Source organism: Blautia sp. HCN-1074, from assembly GCF_037890165.1.
Classification (GTDB): Bacteria; Bacillota; Clostridia; order Lachnospirales; family Lachnospiraceae; genus Blautia_A.
In genome coordinates this window covers 1-16,697 of the sequence record NZ_JBBKBP010000015.1, presented here as the reverse complement: position 1 = coordinate 16,697, position 16,697 = coordinate 1, and the positions used below count along the sequence as shown (strand labels likewise).

Annotated in this window: 14 protein-coding genes and 5 pseudogenes; 7 read left to right on the top strand and 12 right to left on the bottom strand. The window is 36.9% G+C overall.

Features of this window, described 5'->3' with window-relative positions; genetic code table 11:
• Positions 1–246: 246 nt before the first annotated feature.
• From WKT11_RS12675 to WKT11_RS12660, 4 genes and pseudogenes are all read right to left on the bottom strand, one after another.
• A pseudogene (locus WKT11_RS12675) lies at positions 247–1,644 on the bottom strand (recombinase family protein); the annotation flags it as partial.
• Positions 1,644–1,907, bottom strand: a pseudogene (locus WKT11_RS12670) (hypothetical protein); the annotation flags it as partial. The pseudogenes WKT11_RS12675 and WKT11_RS12670, both read right to left, overlap by 1 nt.
• 204 nt (positions 1,908–2,111) lie before the next feature.
• Complete coding sequence (locus WKT11_RS12665; RefSeq protein ID WP_242986987.1) at positions 2,112–3,089, bottom strand: NAD-dependent protein deacetylase; 978 nt, start codon at positions 3,087–3,089, stop codon at positions 2,112–2,114.
• A gap of 48 nt (positions 3,090–3,137) precedes the next feature.
• Positions 3,138–4,037: an NAD-dependent protein deacetylase, SIR2 family gene (locus tag WKT11_RS12660; RefSeq protein ID WP_242986985.1), complete on the bottom strand. Its 900-nt coding sequence runs from the start codon at positions 4,035–4,037 to the stop codon at positions 3,138–3,140.
• Positions 4,038–4,187: 150 nt separating this feature from the next.
• On the opposite strand from WKT11_RS12660, the gene WKT11_RS12655 reads away from it, so the two are divergent.
• From WKT11_RS12655 to WKT11_RS20065, 5 genes and pseudogenes are all read left to right on the top strand, one after another.
• On the top strand, positions 4,188–4,625 hold the full coding sequence (locus tag WKT11_RS12655) for an Rrf2 family transcriptional regulator (protein WP_055052657.1): 438 nt from the start codon (positions 4,188–4,190) through the stop codon (positions 4,623–4,625).
• An 80-nt stretch (positions 4,626–4,705) separates the two neighbouring features.
• Entirely contained in the window at positions 4,706–5,047 is a 342-nt protein-coding gene (locus WKT11_RS12650) for a tetratricopeptide repeat protein (RefSeq protein WP_117677688.1), read from the top strand.
• Positions 5,048–5,158: 111 nt separating this feature from the next.
• Positions 5,159–5,431: a type II toxin-antitoxin system RelB/DinJ family antitoxin gene (locus tag WKT11_RS12645; RefSeq protein WP_055199534.1), complete on the top strand. Its 273-nt coding sequence runs from the start codon at positions 5,159–5,161 to the stop codon at positions 5,429–5,431.
• Positions 5,428–5,709, top strand: a complete 282-nt coding sequence (locus WKT11_RS12640) for a type II toxin-antitoxin system YafQ family toxin (protein ID WP_055199533.1) — start codon at positions 5,428–5,430, stop codon at positions 5,707–5,709. The genes WKT11_RS12645 and WKT11_RS12640 overlap by 4 nt, the downstream gene beginning before the upstream one ends.
• A gap of 636 nt (positions 5,710–6,345) precedes the next feature.
• A pseudogene (locus tag WKT11_RS20065) lies at positions 6,346–6,444 on the top strand (tyrosine-type recombinase/integrase); the annotation flags it as partial.
• A gap of 204 nt (positions 6,445–6,648) precedes the next feature.
• Here WKT11_RS20065 and WKT11_RS12630 read toward each other — a convergent pair.
• The 6 genes and pseudogenes from WKT11_RS12630 to WKT11_RS20055 all read right to left on the bottom strand — a co-directional run.
• A complete protein-coding gene (locus WKT11_RS12630; protein ID WP_330489941.1) occupies positions 6,649–7,020 on the bottom strand; it encodes a hypothetical protein in 372 nt (123 codons plus the stop codon).
• 591 nt (positions 7,021–7,611) lie between these two features.
• Entirely contained in the window at positions 7,612–8,469 is an 858-nt protein-coding gene (locus WKT11_RS12625) for a Shedu immune nuclease family protein (protein WP_117677687.1), read from the bottom strand.
• Between the two features lie 15 nt (positions 8,470–8,484).
• The gene (locus tag WKT11_RS12620) at positions 8,485–9,426 is read right to left on the bottom strand and encodes a restriction endonuclease (RefSeq protein WP_117677686.1); all 942 of its coding nucleotides are present in this window, start codon (positions 9,424–9,426) and stop codon (positions 8,485–8,487) included.
• A 217-nt stretch (positions 9,427–9,643) separates the two neighbouring features.
• Positions 9,644–11,326, bottom strand: a complete 1,683-nt coding sequence (locus WKT11_RS12615; protein ID WP_340284697.1) for a recombinase family protein — start codon at positions 11,324–11,326, stop codon at positions 9,644–9,646.
• Entirely contained in the window at positions 11,319–12,911 is a 1,593-nt protein-coding gene (locus tag WKT11_RS20060; protein WP_445291945.1) for a DEAD/DEAH box helicase family protein, read from the bottom strand. The genes WKT11_RS12615 and WKT11_RS20060 overlap by 8 nt, the downstream gene beginning before the upstream one ends.
• A gap of 498 nt (positions 12,912–13,409) precedes the next feature.
• Positions 13,410–14,062, bottom strand: a pseudogene (locus WKT11_RS20055) (TOTE conflict system archaeo-eukaryotic primase domain-containing protein); the annotation flags it as partial.
• A 396-nt stretch (positions 14,063–14,458) separates the two neighbouring features.
• Here WKT11_RS20055 and WKT11_RS12600 point away from each other — a divergent pair.
• The gene (locus WKT11_RS12600; protein WP_119242338.1) at positions 14,459–14,650 is read left to right on the top strand and encodes a hypothetical protein; all 192 of its coding nucleotides are present in this window, start codon (positions 14,459–14,461) and stop codon (positions 14,648–14,650) included.
• A gap of 63 nt (positions 14,651–14,713) precedes the next feature.
• Here the strand turns inward: WKT11_RS12600 and WKT11_RS12595 are convergent, their stop codons facing one another.
• Both WKT11_RS12595 and WKT11_RS12590 read right to left on the bottom strand, forming a co-directional pair.
• Positions 14,714–15,655 carry an Abi family protein gene (locus WKT11_RS12595; protein WP_173885717.1) on the bottom strand — a complete coding sequence of 314 codons (942 nt, stop codon included), beginning with the start codon at positions 15,653–15,655 and terminating at the stop codon, positions 14,714–14,716.
• A 266-nt stretch (positions 15,656–15,921) separates the two neighbouring features.
• Positions 15,922–16,056 (bottom strand): hypothetical protein, encoded by a 135-nt coding sequence (locus tag WKT11_RS12590; RefSeq protein WP_279217589.1) that lies wholly within the window; start codon positions 16,054–16,056, stop codon positions 15,922–15,924.
• A gap of 249 nt (positions 16,057–16,305) precedes the next feature.
• Here WKT11_RS12590 and WKT11_RS12585 point away from each other — a divergent pair.
• Positions 16,306–16,572 (top strand): annotated as a pseudogene (locus tag WKT11_RS12585) (Archaeal ATPase); the annotation flags it as partial.
• Between the last annotated feature and the right edge of the window lie 125 nt (positions 16,573–16,697).

Here is a 16,697-nt window from a genome sequence, read left to right as displayed (position 1 = left end):
AAGACACTCCAGTTCTGGAATGCCCCATAAAAAATAGGGACACCCGCTTTTAACAAGTATCCCTATAATCTATCAATGATCTGATAGCTCTCTATTCATTTTCATATTCAAGATTCTTTGTGTTCCCCGTACCGAGGTCTAACGCAACAACAACGGTTACTTTCTTCACAAGGCTCTTTTCTTTGTGATTTTCACCTATTTTTCTGAAACTGAAAAACTCCACAAAGTACGTAAATTCAAGGATTTCTACATATTTTTACTTTGTAGCAACACCACAGTCTCAACGGTACTTTCGTTGTCCCAACAAAGTTCCTGTGTCTCCCTGTCTCCAAAATACACTGGAAAACGGAACTTTATGTGCTTCAGGAATCTGCCATCTGGCTGCTCCTGCTCGTAAATGTCCACCTGTTCCACAAAACTGTTAAGAAATTCTTTCTTCTCCAGGTCGGTGAACTTATCATATAGTTTATCAAAATATAAAAGAAATTGATAGACGTTTTCTTCTGATATTTTCTGTTGCCGGATATTCAGCAGGCGATTCTTAACTTCTTCTATACTGTTCTCCACGCCTTCAATTTCATCATACAGACGATATAAGCGTGTCTCCATATCCTGATATTTCTTTTCATAAAATTTATCCATGATATCCAGACTGTCCATTTGCTGTCCGAGTCTAGCTTTTGCTCCGGTCAACTGCCTGTACTGTTTTTCCAGTCTTTCAATCTCTTTTTCTATTTCTTCTGTGTCTATTCTTGAACCGATTTTATTCAGAATTGCTTCTTCAAATTTAGGATTCTTCACCAGTTTCCGAATAACTTCTTCCACTGCATTGTTAATCTTCTCTTCGCTCCATTGTTTACGATATCCACATTTATGACCATCTACCAGGCGACGATGTTTACACGCATAATAGAAATAATCCTTATATAAGGTTCCGTCTTTCTTTTTCTTTCGATTCACGTTCCCATACATACCGCTTCCACATAACGGGCATCTCAATATTCCGGATAAAATATGCTCATGATCGAGACTATGTGTCTTTTCATATTTCACACCTGTTTTTTCCCGTTTTTGATGAGCCAGCTCCCAGTCTGTTTCTGAGATGATTCCTTCATGGATACCATCGTGCAGCATATAATTTTCCTGCTTTACAATGCGATATTCATTTCTTGTTCCAGAAACTTTCTCGTTCTTTCTTCGTCCATAAGCCAACTTTCCGCAGTATACCGGATTATCCAGAACGCCTTTTATAAAGGAAGAAGCAAATGCGTCCAGTGTATTATTCTGTCGTTTTTTCTTTTTATATCCATGCTGGTTCAGCCATGCAGCAATCGCTGAGATTCCCATATTAGTATGAATAAATTTGTCATAGATCAGACGAATAATCTCCGCTTCGTCCTCTGCAATCTGCAATTCTCCATTTACCAATTCATAGCCATATGGAGCAAACCCACCGTTCCATTTTCCTTCCCTGGCTTTCTGCTTACGTCCTTCCATTGTCTGAACAAGGATATTCTCTCGTTCAATCTCTGCCACCGCAGATAAAACAGAAATCATCAGCTTTTCACTATCTTTTGAGCTGTCAATCCCATCTTCTACACAGATCAGATTCACTCCAAAATCCTGCATCCTCTGCAAAGAATTTCACATAATTCTACAATACGGTCAACAGAACGTACCCCTCGCATGTTTGCGTAAGTAACCACAGCATACATCATAATTGGGTTATACCCGGTTCTTCCCTTATCTGAACAATTGGCCAGCAGACCAGAAAAATCTAAATCCTCCATCACTTTTTTCAGGGTATAGACTGGATCGTCGTCAGGTAAACTCAATTCGAAGAAACTAAAGTTAATTTTCTGTTGCCCAAACTCAAAAAAGTCGTTATAATAATTAGTTGTTAGCATAGTTACATTATAACATGTAACGGAGAGAAAGATGGTTGTCGTTAGCCATCTTTTTTTCTTTTTATGATAAAAATTTGAGGAGGGTGTGACTTAGTATGAGTCACACCCTCCCACTCTTAGAACTGTCTATTTCCCGACAGTCCCTTTTGTATCAATCAATATTCTAATGTTTTTCCATCAAGTGGAATATCAAGAACAAGTATCCTATACAAATGCACTTTCCTCTTTTGCTTTCCACAAATCTTTTAACACTGTTCCTATGTCTCCCAAAATAGCAATCCCCTTATCTTCAATGAATTCCGGCAAAAACTGATATTCTGAATTTACGGAGATATAATATGCATCTTTCAAACTGTTTGTCAATTCCCAAAACGGTTCCTGTATAAACATCGGTGTCATGCGCCCTACTCCAAGTTCTATCAAAAGGATTTTTCTATCTTTGTTCTTTTGAATGTATTTTGAGATTTTCTCATATTCTTCTTCGTATTTTTTCCCTTGCAGAAAATTCCCATATCCTCTTACCCAAGGAAACATTTCCGCACCACAATGAGGACAGCGAGGAATCAGTTCATCCGGCACCATTGTCCCCTCTCCCATAGCCGCAATCATATCTGCCACAGGTTGTACGGCATCCCATGTTTCGTCCTGACAGCACTGGGAACACTGGAAGAAACGATGATCTCCCTGAATCTCACTGACCTTTTCTTCCGGATAAATCTTTACAAACTGTGTATCCTGATTAGTCGTTAAGATATGAAAATCCTTTTCCCGCAAGATTCTATCCAAATCCAGATATGGCTCTCTGATAGGAGCATTTTGTGTAGTATTTAAAAAGGTTGCCACATATCCCCAGTGTTCATTTCTTGTAGAAAACCGATGCATCATTCCGCTAAAAGCACCTTTGAATCCATACTTATCTGCAAATTTTCCAAAATGCTCACGAAAAGAAGGGGTATCACTATAATAAAAGTCACCACCTCCAGCCGCTGATAAACCGGATGCTCCGCCTACTACGATACACTCTGCCTCCTGCACTCTGCGAGCAAATTCCTGAATCTGTTCCTCATAAGAAAGTGGTTTTTGTTTGCTCAACACTACAGCAGTACCGCCGGATGCATAGGTACTATAGTGTCTGGAATAGTTCATTTGTGTTTTCATTACCAAATTTTCATAACAGCTCATTTTTTTCATTCTCCTATCTCACAACTGTAATATCTTTAACCATCTTACTTAGTCTATCCTTCCCTTTCTGATTTCCTTTAACGCTACCGTAAGATTACCATCCACACCGATGGATTTTTCTTTGATTTCCTCTGGAATGTAAATTTCGCCCTTGTTAAATGTGATATAACTTGCCTGTGGTTCTACTGCTGCAAGCTGCATCAAAGGAGCTTTAATCATCTGATTTCTCCAACCAATGCCAAATTCCAGAATTACCAGCTTCTTTCCATGTAAATTCTGAATAAATTCTTGATAGCGGGCAGCCTTTTCCTTCCAATTTTTTGTTTCTGTAAACGAGGACATCTCACCCCAATTTACTTCCATATCTCCACCGCATTTTGGACATTTCGGCAGTAACTCTTTGGGTACTCTTCCGTTTACTTCCTCTTCTGTCATGGCGAGAACTGCTTTTTGATTAGGATAGACCTCGTCATGACATCTGTTCTTGCACCGCATCTGGGTTAATTTCCCTTCCATTTCAAAAACACGGTCTGCCTCAAAACCTGCCGGCACAAAATGATCCTCCGCATTGGAAGTTACTACGAAATATTCTTTATCCTTTACTAGTGCATAGATGTTTTTCATAATCTCACTCGGCTCATCCTGCATAGCTTTTGCCTTAACAAGTCTACTTACAAACGCCCACTTTTCTTCTACCTTCATTGGCACTGAAAATCCGTGTAAAATACAACGCAGTCCGTATTTTTCTCTGAAATCTCCCATATTTTCCTGAAACCATGCGTCATCTGCAAAAATATTATATCCCTCTGCGATAGACAAACCATTACTGGCTCCAATCAAAATACCATCTGCTCCTTTGATGATTTGGCTTATCTCTTGATATACATTCATCTTCACCACATTTCCTTTCCCGCCAGAAAACTGACTTGTTCCTCCTTTTGCATACACCACTTTATCTCCTTTTTTATATCAGATTCCACACTTTTTATTTTGCTTGACTTTTATTTTTTTACTTGTTAAAATTAAATTTACATCAAGCATTAAAATCATATTATCATGTAAATTTAAAAATTGCAAGAAGAAAATTCGAGGTGACAAATGAAATATTCCACAAAGCTTAGTGACACCATTCATATTCTTATATTTATTGCTCTTGGAGATGACGAACAACTCTCCAGCACAAAAATTGCAGAAAGTATCAAGACAAACCCGGCTTATGTCAGGCAGCTTATGGCAACCCTGAAAAATGCAGGCATTGTTGTCAACACACAAGGTCATGCGAATGCCGCTCTTGCAAAATCGGCAGATAAAATCAATATGTATGACATCTACCGAGCCGTAGAGGGCGATAAGCCGCTGCTTCACCTGGACACAGATACCAATCCGGATTGTGGAATCGGTATCAACATTCAATTCGCTATTGGGGACTTCTATCATGAAATTCAAAATATGGTAGATGAAAAAATGAAATCCATTACATTGCAGGATATTATTGATCGGTATTATTTTAAAATCAGGAAAGTTAAAAGCCTTTAACTAATCAAGAATAGCAAGAATAGCAAGCACTGCCTGTGTCATGACACAGGCGAAATCCCCCACACTTTCCTATCGTCTGTGTGGTTAAATTTCCATACATGGATAACTATAACTACCACAAAGGTATGAATGTAATCATTCAGGAATTAAAGGATCTGTTAAAGACAAAAAGCATTGGCACTGACTCTGACCAGGCATTATTGCTAGATTTTCAGGTAGACCTTGGAACCATTTATCTGATGACTGCCAATCTTCCGCAAGCCAAAACATATTTTAAAAGAGCTTTCAAAATATATGAAAATATCTGGGCTGATGAACCGGAAATGATTGAGGCAAAATGTCAGGAAATCCAAGAGTTATATCCACAGGTTGGTTTCTTTCTTGGACAACAGATATCAAGTTTTTTAACAAAACAGGCATAATTTGGGGGAGAAAGTATTTATTTCAGTTTTTCATATATATCTTATATAATGACAATGTGTTGACATTAGGCACATATTTGAATATACTATACTTGAATGGAGGTGTTCTGTATGGCAACAACTAATTTAAATATTCGTATAGACAAGGCAATCAAGGACCAGGCGGAGGAAATCTTCAATGAGCTTGGTCTGAATATGACAACTGCTGTAAACATGTTCCTGAGAACCGCTATCCGTGAGCATGGTATTCCTTTTGAATTAAAACTGGAAGTACCGAATGATACAACAGCCACTGCCATTGAGGAAGGCAGAAAAATGATGAAGGATCCTTCTGCTCCGCGTTATTCCAGTATGGATGCGCTTAAGGCAGCTCTCGACGTATGAAATACGACATTCAGTTTACCAATCAGTTTAAAAAGGATTTGAAGCTTGCCAAAAAGCAAAATAAAAATCTTGATAAGCTGTTTGAGGTAATCGGTATTCTGGCGAATGGCGGTACGCTGGATGCAAAATACAGGGATCATGACCTTACAGGAAACTACAAAGGCACGCGTGAGTGTCACATCGAACCGGACTGGCTGCTTATTTATGAGATTTGTGGAGATGTTCTTGTTTTGATGCTTTATCGCCTTGGTTCACATTCTGAGCTGTTTAAGAAATAAGTACAAATCGGGAATTTGGAAAGGGATGCACTGCCATGCTGAGAAAGTTGAATTGTTTTTTAAACATCGTTATTGGTTCATCAATAGGAGTTTTCATTGGATTCGGAATTTATAAGTTCTGGCACTTTAAAACCTACCCAAATTTATATGCCATACAGTCTGCACCGTGGTACACAGAGCTGCTGTTGGATGGTGCCTTGGTGGCTGTTGTGGTGGTCGTATGTATTATCCTAAAGCTGATTATTCGGAAAAAGTCAAAGCCATAACTTCCAATTGAACAAAATCGCTGCGCGATGGCCTGCCAAGGCTATGGCGCAGTTTTTCTTTACACTTTAATAAAAAAGCAGTGGGAGCCAAATCCTACAAGTAGTATTGTTAAGTCACCACAACCAACAATCAAACAGGATCGACATCCCCACTGTCTATGAAAAGAATACCATTGAGCTGCCTTTCTGGCAAGCAGTTTTATTATGCTAATGCTCCTCCATGTAAGCAGTGTTTATACATTTACGATTTGCTTTACATGGAGGATTTTATTATGTACGAAGAAATTTTTAATCAGATTAGATCTGCTGCGAATAAACGGAATCTCAAGGATTCCACGATTCATGCATACTGTACCAGTGTTGCTCTTTTTTGAACCACACAGCCAAGGATATAGATGCATTAACAACTGACGATGTTGATACATTCCTAACTGAAAAGAAACTTTCCGGGATTTCACCAGAAACATACAATCACTACCATTCAGGAATCCGCTTCTTTTACAAAAAAGTATTGAAGATGAATTGGGATGATGATGACATACCTCGTATGAAAAGGGACAGAAAGTTACCAACGGTGCTTACAAAAGCAGAAATATCAGCTATTCTTGATGCTACACCAAATCTGAAGCATAAAGCTATGATCGCTACTATGTATTCAGGTGGACTTCGTGTTTCAGAAGTCACACACCTTCATTACCCCATCTTCAAGCTGAAGCTCACCGATTCTCTCAATGATTGCTTTAGCATCCTTTGCAGACAGTTTCTTTTCTATCGCTTCCGGTGTAATTTCCAATAGTTCTGCAATCTGTGCGATTGCTTCCTCTCTGTTTTCCAACTTGCCCGGAACGATTCCAACCAAAGATGCTGTACCTTTTCCTGCAAGGACACGTCCGTTCCTATCCAGAATTTCTCCTCGTTCTGCCTGTGTAGTGGAAACTCTTACTTTATCTGTAGAAGTTAGATTCGGAAAAATCATGGAATCATCCCAAACCAACTTATATCCTTCTTCGTCCTTTAGGAAAAGTGCTTCATTCTCTAACTGCACATATGTGTAGATTATTCTATCAGGGAAAAACAACATCGCCCAATTTAGAAACCATTATTGCAAGAAATATTATTCCTATTAGACCCGATAGGCACCGGGAACGAAAGCTAACAGCAAAAGCATTTCATGGTTTCCTTTATAGAGTAGCATAAAACAAATGAAAAGAATACTTATTTTAGGCAGATGTGAATCTGTCTTATTTGTGTATCATAAATACAGAAAAAGCAGGAAAGCTATTCACTTTCCTGCTATATTTCTTTAGAGTCTGCCTTCTTGCAATGTTAACTTAATGACATTGGCCGGAAGGTATCATACATTTTCGCAAAAGTGATACCTTTTAGCAAAAGCCTATTATTCAGTAGAGTCTCAAAACACCCCTCTGTTTTAATATTCAAATGTTTCATTCAAAAGACCTGAAAACACACATTCATTTTCTCCCCTTAATATCCTACAAGCCGCAGAAAATCAAGGTTTCTTTGAAAGCAGACAAACGGTTTCAATATTCGCCTGAACTTTGATTTTATACTGCATAGCGAAAGTGTGCAATAGATTTTCAAAGTGGGGTAAGAAATTCCCCCCATCTTCCCTTGATTATTTGTTATTTTTTGCTTCGGCAAGTAAAACAGCTTTTTTCAATGGATTAGTTGTCCTTTCAGCCAAAGATGCCGCATCATACTTGTCATTATAACTTAACGCCCTTCCACTTAACCAAATATCTATTTGATAATCCTGTTCTTTTAAGATTTCAATATCTCTTTCTGAAATTTGCAAATATTCTGGTTTCAAATACGCAAACAGACTAGTGGAAATTTCTTGCTTTGGTAATTTCTTTATTTTGAATCCTTGTTCTTTCCAAGTAGATAATATTATCTTTTCTCCATTATAAGGTACTGATTTACATTGTGAAACAAGACTATCATATGTCATCACACGAATATCATTATCAGACTTTTCTGCAAACATTGCTCTTCGTTTTTCTGAATTATCTTTTTCAGCATTTCTTCCAATAACTAATACATATTTAAACCTTACAGAATTCTCGTTTAGAGGAACTCTTAATTTATCTATTTGATGAAGAATTGCTTCTCTATTTTTATTGACATATGCCTTCCAAGATGTAATCTGATCATATGCATGATTAAACTCTGAATGAAAATAAATATTTTCCTTATCATTTGTAAAAATCTTCTTTTTTGCATCTTCCAATTCAACTAATACAAATTCCCAATAATCAGAACTCTTAGTTAAATATGCAAAATCCGTCACAAATTCATTACCCAACTTAAATTTGGAAATCACACAATTCATATGCAAATAATGATTTAGCAAAAAAGGCATTGGTATGAATATAGTATTTTCCTCAAGAAATTCCTGTATCTGATTTTCTGTATTACCGTTCTTCCCTATAACATCAAAATATTGTTCAAGCAATTTTTCTTCTAACTTCATCAAACTCCCATCTCCTTACTGCCGGATAACTTTATCAGCCAAATTTGTAGAATCAACATATATTCTCCCCATTGTTTGAGCCGCCTTAATTTTGTTATCAAGCATTTCTCTCAGGGTGTACATTCCTTCTGTAATTGGAACTAAATCCCCACCGTCTACCAAAATAGTCCTAAGTGCCTTTCCTGTTGTCAGAGCTTGTACGGAATCAGGCGAAAAACCATTTACAGAAATAAATACTCCTCTTCCATACATCTTCCCTTCTACTTTTGCTGCAAACTGATACAAGCTATCAGATGCACTCCATTTATCATGCCACTTAGCTTCTATTATGTAATGCTCTCCATCATACTTTATTGAGCCATCAATCTGTTCTCCTACAATTTTAAACGGTTCTGTAACTTCTATACCCTCATTTAAAAATAATTTTTTTAGGAATTCCTCAAATAAATATCCTCTTCGCTGTGCATTTATTTCTTTTCCGTTCTGATCTTTTCCACTAAATAAATTTAAGAAGATCTCTTTTAATTCATTTATACTAATGCTGATATCTTTCCGCTTTCTTTCCTGTTCTTCTTGTCTTTGTCTTTCCTGCTTTATTTTGTAATCCCGAATTTCTTGAAGTTGTTTTAAATGGCTGATATTTCTTTTTGCTTCGCTCTCACTCAGTTTGTTCAATTTCTGAAAATAATAAGGATCGAAATAATTCCATTCCGTTAGTTCCTTTAACATACACCTAAATTGTCCTATTCCCGAATCACTTCTTTTTTCTAAATTAGTAAAAATTTTATCTACAATTTCAGCCCTATGCAATTCTTTATATTCACTTTCCGGCATCAATTCCCTTGAGGTACAACCAACTTTTTTCATAAAATCGACTATATCTTTTTTCGGCCAAAAAATAGACAAAATGCATCCTTTCATGCAATCCATTATATCTTTAGGAAATGTAGTACCCATTGAAATCTATCGCCTCCCTACTTGTTCTTCTTTTTTTATTCAACTCCTCATACCCCATGATGCAAAACAACTTTTGCTAAAAAATATCCTTTCGCCAAAATGTATATCTCCTGTTCCAAAAAGCCTATCCCCTGGGGTAAATCTCCGATTATATCATCACTCTACGGAAACAGAAACAGACATCTATTTTATTTCCAAAATGGCGAAATCCTTTGATTTATTGGGCTTTTCTCGACAGAAGGCAGACTGTCTCCACGATACTTTCGTTGTCCCAACAAAGTTCCTGTGTCTCTCTGTCTCCAAAATACACCGGAAAACGGAACTTTATGTGCTTCAGGAATCTGCCATCTGGCTGCTCCTGCTCGTAAATGTCTACCTGTTCTACAAAGCTGTTAAGAAATTCTTTCTTCTCCAGGTCGGTGAACTTATCATATAGTTTATCAAAATATAAAAGAAATTGATAGACGTTTTCTTCTGATATTTTCTGTTGCCGGATATTCAGCAGGCGATTCTTAACTTCTTCTATACTGTTCTCCACGCCTTCAATTTCATCATACAGACGATATAAGCGTGTCTCCATATCCTGATATTTCTTTTCATAAAATTTATCCATGATGTCCAGGCTATCCATCTGCTGTCCAAGCCTTGCTTTTGCTCCGGTCAACTGCCTGTACTGTTTTTCCAGTCTTTCAATCTCTTTTTCTATTTCTTCTGTGTCTATTCTTGAACCGATTTTATTCAGAATTGCTTCTTCAAATTTAGGATTCTTCACCAGTTTCCGAATAACTTCTTCCACTGCATTGTTAATCTTCTCTTCGCTCCATTGTTTACGATATCCACATTTATGACCATCTACCAGGCGACGATGTTTACACGCATAATAGAAATAATCCTTATATAAGGTTCCGTCTTTCTTTTTCTTTCGATTCACGTTCCCATACATACCGCTTCCACATAACGGGCATCTCAATATTCCGGATAAAATATGCTCATGATCGAGACTATGTGTCTTTTCATATTTCACACCTGTTTTTTCCCGTTTTTGATGTGCCAGTTCCCAGTCTGTTTCTGAAACAATCCCTTCATGGATACCATCGTGCAGCATATAATTTTCCTGCTTTACAATACGGTATTCATTTCTTGTACCAGATACTTTCTCGTTCTTTCTTCGTCCATAAGCCAGCTTTCCACAGTATACCGGATTATCCAGAACGCCTTTTATAAATGAAGCGGCAAATGCGTCCAGTGTATTATTCTGTCGTTTTTTCTTTTTATATCCATGCTGGTTCAGCCATGCAGCAATCGCAGAGATTCCCATATTGGTATGAATAAATTTATCATAGATCAGACGAATAATCTCTGCTTCGTCTTCTGCGATCTGCAATTCTCCATTTACCAGCTCATAGCCATATGGAGCAAACCCACCGTTCCATTTTCCTTCCCTTGCTTTCTGCTTACGTCCTTCCATTGTCTGAACAAGGATATTCTCCCGTTCGATTTCTGCTACTGCAGATAAAACAGAAATCATCAGCTTTCCGCTATCTTTTGAGCTGTCAATTCCATCTTCTACACAGATCAGATTCACTCCAAAATCCTGCATCCTCTGCAAAGAATTTAAAACATCTGCCGCATTACGACCGAATCTGGAAAGCTTGAACACCAGTACAAACTGAACCTCATCTGTTCCATTCTCAATATTATCCAACATTCTCTGAAATTCCGGTCTGCCCTCTACGCTTTTTCCAGATTTACCTTCGTCTGAATACTCATTTACGATTTCCATATTCTGAAATTCCGCATATCTCTTGAGTTTTTCTTTCTGAGCCTCCAGACTGTAGCCATCTACCTGCATGGTTGTGGATACTCTGGTATAGGTATCACATTTTATCTTTTTATTCACTTTTCCTCCTCTCCTCAGAATATCCCAAAGCAATTTCCAACAATTCCGTTGCAACTTGTGAATTTCTGATACGCATTAAGTTATCCCAGACATCAGCTTTTCCAAGTAGATTCATCCCGCCATGCCATACTATTTCATCATCAATAACGGCAAAACATTCTTCTACTTCTGTTCTTGTTATCACATTTATTCCTACCAATTGCATTGCTCTGATTAATTCATAACATACATCTGACTTTCCGTAAGTAATATCTTCCGGATCTGTTGTAATAACAGTGACCTTTACCCCTACTTCCTGTCTCTTCTTGATTAGTAATAAAAATCTGTCAATTTTATCCTGTCTGATATCCGGACTGGAAATTACCACCATTTTTTCTGACTCTACAATATTTTGCTCGAATTTTTCGGTATAATTTACAGAATCAAATATTGCGTTTATTATTTGTTTAGGTTGCAACTCTTGTGTCCAGATTGAAAATCCTGTCTTCCTGTACGTTCTCAATCTTTTTGCATACATTTTATCAAAATAACGCACATGCGAATCAATATAATCATACACATAAACGGCTTCTTTTCCGACATAATCTCTGTTTAATCTACCTACATACTGTTCCAGGCGTCCTTCAAAAGATACAGGTGCTGCAAGCATTAATACATCCAGTCTTGGGAAATCAAACCCTTCTCCTATTTTCTGACCAGTTGCCACCAAAATAAGCGATTCATTTTCAGGTATCTGCTTTAATTTTACTCTTATTTCAGCATTTTCCTTATCCGAATTATCCCCATATAGAAGGAATACATGATCTGCTTTTTCCTTTAAGGCATCATGTAAAAATTTTGCATGTTCCTTAAATCTTGTTAAAATTACAGGAGTTTGTTTTCTTGCAACACAAGTTATAACATCATCTATAATCATTTCATTGCGCACCTTACTGGTACTAATCAAATTATATGCTTTATTAATATTTTCCTTGCTTTCTGCAGTATCAACTACTCTTGTGTATCTTGGGACAAAATAATGTCCAATCCCTTGCTCCTTAGCCCTCTCCAACGCAGTAAATCTATGTCTCAAAGGTCCCAGCAGCATATAGATAATCCGATCAAGACTGTCACCACGTTTAGGTGTAGCAGAAACACCATATACATATTTTGCATTTATTTTCTGCAATAATTCCATAGATGTGTTAGAAGCTGCGTGATGACATTCATCCATAATTACCATTCCGTAAGAATTAATCCGTTCATTAAATTTTCCTCTGCTGTACATTGAACCAACCATTGCAACATCTATAATCCCTGTCAATGTATTTTTATTTCCGTGCAAAACGCCTATCACACTATTTCTTTTTTTCTTTCTTCCTGTTTTTGTTTCATATTCCGGTGGTTCTTCTCTTATCTCTAAGAAATGATTCAATTCATCAACCCACTGATTAAGCAAATCTTTACTTTGCAGCAAAATGAGCGTATTTACTTTTCGCTCTGCAATAAGGTAACTACATACTACAGTCTTTCCAAATGCAGTTGCCGCACTCAGAACCCCATCTGAATGTGATAATAATTTTTCTGCCGCTAATTCCTGTTGCATTCGCAAATCACCTTTAAAAGATACTCTGATAGGTTGTCCTGTTTCTCTTTGATCTGAAACATCAACTGAAATGCCTGCTTTTTCACATTCCTGTATAATATTTTCCCGCAGTCCTCTCGGAATCTGTATATATCCATCTATATCCTTACCTAAATATACAGCACTGAAATTATAATAATTAGAATATCCCAGCCTTTTATTTTTGTAAAATTCCGAATTATCAAATGCCGCCAAACTACGAATCTGATTTTGTATTCTTGGCATAAGATTCAGAGTATCAACATAAACTCCATTGCCCAATACCATGTGAAGCTTGCCCACAACATCTGACTTACAAAACTCACATTTCTTCTTCCATAGTTTCGGTCTGACATTCTTCTCAATATTAGCAAGCGTTCCTCGGACTTCTGCTAATTCTCCCTGCCATTTTGCCATGCATTGTTCAACATCTTCTATTCCCAGCTTTTTTGTTTTATTGAAAAGAGCATCCCATTGATCAGGATATGCATTCCAATTTTCATCTACAAAAGCACTCTTTCCATTTTTAAGTGCCTGCCCCTGTAATGGCAATGCAATCAAATTACCTATGCTGCTTGCCACATCCTGCGAAGGATACATTCTATCATAATAATGAAACGATTTCAGATTGATGGAAGTTGAACCCTTGTCTAATAGGAGAAATCCAAAATTCCTTGCTGTTGCCGCAGGTATTGCCTTTTTAAAGAAAATCCATACATGGGCACCTTTTCCAGATCGAGACCTCTCAACTAAAGGTCTGATACCATTAAGCTCACACATTTTTCTAAGCGCATCCACTTCTTTATGCCACTCATTATCCGTATTTGCAAAGTCCGTAACCTCTGCTCCTTTTTCGTGATTATCAAAATCAAATACTATAAATCTGCATGTACCATTTTGCAGTAAAGGATATACACCTATTACATCTGATCCATCTTCTTTTGTGCCTAACAAATGAGCAATTATTTTTTTACATCCAAACTAATCCATTGGGTATTTTCACATTCATCACAAAATATCTTCTCTTTACGTTGTTTAGGACAAAGCCGGTCATTCCAACGATTTGCACATTGTGGAAAATACCCCCCGTTCTTTCCCCGTCTAGCATATACATCTTCTCTTCCCCAAAACATCGAAAAGAAACGTATTGCCATTTTCTCTGTAATATATGGCGGATTTACAATACGACTCCCTTGATCCAGGTCATATTCTTCTGCACTTTCTATTTTTTCTTCAAAAGGATTCACCTCTTCATATGAAATGCCTGCTTTCTTCAATTTATCTTTTAATATCTTGTTCTCATATTCAAGCAACCTAACCATTTTTCTCAATGAATCAGCATCATATGCTTCTATGTTCAAACCTCCACCTACACTTCTTATTATCTCGTAACATAACTTTCATTCAATGTCCCAACTTTATTTTAGTATTTGTTCCAACTATTTTCAATACTTATTTTTCTTATTGACGCACTTCTCTGTCAATCGTATAATTAATACACAAAAAAGCGAAAAGAGGGAGGTGTTCGTATGGCTATTTCAAGTATTACTCATAATTTTGTCATATCCAATCCAAATAGCGTAAAACATTTTATCGCAGCGATTGATGAAGCTGACCGTGACCGCACACCAAAGCAGACACTTCCCGGACATCAGTTGACAAACCCACAAGAAATCTTAGCTTTAATGTCAAAGAGGAAAAAACAAACTCTTAAATATTAAAATTCTTCAATAAAAAATCCTCTAAAACAATAGGTATTTCACTATCTCTTAGAGGATATTTCTTTACTTTAAATGATATTTGGTAATACTTTTCCAGTTTTCCGAGAAACCCATTTTATTCAATAATTCAACTTCGCTTATATGCTCTACCTCTCTGTTTACTCGGTCAATCTCCTTTATGAGCTTTCTTTTAAATTCCAGAAAATCTTTTCCAGGTAATAGATATCTAAAAGCAATCACCACAGCAAACAAATCTTGTTTTCCTTTTTCGTACTGATTACCGCTCTGTGGTAATGAAAGTTTTTTATGAAGCGGTGTATCCGCAATAGCATCTACCGTTCTGTATGTAAACAATCGTTCCCCATGCGCACATACATTTCTATATTTCGTGAGAACAGATAGAAACTGCTCCATCTGATGCTGATTCAAAGGTTCAAAGTTTTTTGATACTTTTGATTTTAAAGATTGAGGAAATACTCGGAACATTTTTGATAAGTTTCCAAACGTAAGTACATTTGCCAAAACCCATAATGGAATTTCACCATATGTCTTGCGGTAATAGTTAATATATGTATAATCTGTGGTCGTTGTTGCTCGTTTCAAGGTCGCTATCAACTTTACGATTGTTGCATGATTTCTTTTTGTATTATTATAATTATTAGCGTCCAGGTACTGCTTCTGCTCTGCTCCATACATTTCAGTAAAATAGTATGACATCAAAGAACGCATCTGTCGCTCAATCTGCAGTAAATATTTAAAGAACAACTCTCTAAGCTCTGCATCAAACTTATACAGACTGACTATTTCTTCAAAACTTGTTCCTGCTTTATATTTCTTTGTATTCGATATTCTAAAAAGATGTTTATATCCTCCCATAAGAGGAAAATATCCTATTTGCCGTAACATCTCTTCCGCATATTCTCTGTCTTTTATTCTTATTCCCTTTTCATCACTGATCCAGGAAACCTGGTCACTAAAAGAAGAGAATTTTTTCGGTGTCTGCATCTCATTTCTCCTTAAAACAAAAGAAGGAGAGACCCGCAGGCTCTCCCCCGCCTGTAGGCTTCGCAAGTTTCTACAGAACGATCACTGAGCTTAGTATACGTCATTTTAAATGTCCTGTCAATACGCCAAAACATTCTCTGTCATATCAGCTCAAAATTATTCTATGCTATTTTTCTCCAAATTATCATTCTTTTTTATCAGCTTTTAAAATTTATTTGATTTAAAAATACATAAAAAAAGCGACAGTCCGATTTACATTTTGTATTTCAGAAAACTGCCGCTTCTTTTTCTTCCTTATTCTGTTTTTCTTCCTCCAACTCCCGGAGGACTTCATCGCCGTACTTATCAATCATCCGTACCAGAAAATCAATGCACCGCTCAAATTCAATATTCTGTTGCATAAGCTCCTCACGTTATTCTTTGATCTGAGCTTATTTTACAGAACCTGCCTGAAAACCATATTGAATAGAAATTGATTTTAAATTGACACAATCAATTTAAAAATATCCGCATTTTCTTGAATCGAATATATGTTCGCATTATGATAGATATACTTAATCTTAACTACGAAAGGGGAATTTCTATTGAATCGATGCGATTTTTCTTCTATTAGCACTTGCTTAAAAAATCATATCAGCGAAAGTAATCAAATGAGTCAGCCTGATTTTTTATACGAATTATTTGAAGATTTTATGGATGATCCGGCAAATCAGGATTTTTCAATGGACAACGGTCTGGTTTGCCGTTGGCTGACCGGTCAAGCAAAGATCAGTCCTAAAATATCTGCCTACTATTCCAAACCCAGCAATCAGAAAAAGCTGGTAGAAACCATTCACCAGAATCTGCTTCCATTGATGTCTGACTGCAATATGGCTATGCAGGATATATACACATTATTTATACAAGATGACACCATTTACATTCGATATCCGCAATATCACCGGAATATCCATGCTCAACCAGGAAGTGATCCAGAGAGACCACATGTAATTGGCAAGATGTGAAGGTGGGGCATTTTTGAGATAGTTGCAACGTAAAATAA

Coding starts and splice junctions, on each gene's coding strand:
- WKT11_RS20060 (WP_445291945.1), bottom strand. CDS start 12,911: ATGCAACAGGAATTAGCGGCAGAAAAATTATTATCACATTCAGATGGG.
- WKT11_RS12625 (WP_117677687.1), bottom strand. CDS start 8,469: ATGAAGTTAGAAGAAAAATTGCTTGAACAATATTTTGATGTTATAGGG.
- WKT11_RS12645 (WP_055199534.1), top strand. CDS start 5,159: ATGGCAACAACTAATTTAAATATTCGTATAGACAAGGCAATCAAGGAC.
- WKT11_RS12590 (WP_279217589.1), bottom strand. CDS start 16,056: ATGCAACAGAATATTGAATTTGAGCGGTGCATTGATTTTCTGGTACGG.
- WKT11_RS12595 (WP_173885717.1), bottom strand. CDS start 15,655: ATGCAGACACCGAAAAAATTCTCTTCTTTTAGTGACCAGGTTTCCTGG.
- WKT11_RS12600 (WP_119242338.1), top strand. CDS start 14,459: ATGGCTATTTCAAGTATTACTCATAATTTTGTCATATCCAATCCAAAT.
- WKT11_RS12655 (WP_055052657.1), top strand. CDS start 4,188: ATGAAATATTCCACAAAGCTTAGTGACACCATTCATATTCTTATATTT.
- WKT11_RS12640 (WP_055199533.1), top strand. CDS start 5,428: ATGAAATACGACATTCAGTTTACCAATCAGTTTAAAAAGGATTTGAAG.
- WKT11_RS12665 (WP_242986987.1), bottom strand. CDS start 3,089: ATGAGCTGTTATGAAAATTTGGTAATGAAAACACAAATGAACTATTCC.
- WKT11_RS12620 (WP_117677686.1), bottom strand. CDS start 9,426: ATGGGTACTACATTTCCTAAAGATATAATGGATTGCATGAAAGGATGC.